The 362-nt window shown below is 66.6% G+C and carries 1 pseudogene; it reads right to left on the bottom strand.

Annotated elements, in window-relative coordinates:
• Window positions 1–12 precede the first annotated feature (12 nt).
• Window positions 13–362, bottom strand: a pseudogene (locus tag D5687_RS11150) (SufD family Fe-S cluster assembly protein); the annotation flags it as partial.

The following is a 362-nucleotide window of genomic DNA, read 5'->3' as shown; positions in this document are numbered from 1 at the left end:
GTGGACCTTCTAGGTGATCGCCGAGCCCGCGTCGACCTCGGTCCAGGCGCTCCTGGCCAGGTCCCCGCCGCACACGCCGCGCTTCGTGCCGCAGTTGTAGATGCCGCCCTTGCCCTCTTCGTCGCCCGGGTACCAGTTCTGCACGGTGGAGTACTTGATCTCGGCGTCATCCAGCGCGACCAGCTCGACCACCGCGGCGTGCAGCTGGTTCTCGTCGCGCATGGGCGCGGTGCAGCCTTCCAGGTAGCTGACGGTGCTGCGGTCATCGGCAATGATCAGGGTGCGTTCGAACTGCCCCGTATTGGCCGCGTTGATGCGGAAATAGGTGGACAGCTCCATCGGGCAGCGGGTGTCCCTGGGGA

The organism is Guyparkeria sp. SCN-R1, assembly GCF_003932495.1.
GTDB lineage: Bacteria > Pseudomonadota > Gammaproteobacteria > Halothiobacillales > Halothiobacillaceae > Guyparkeria.
This window is presented reverse-complemented; position numbering and strand designations above follow the sequence as displayed.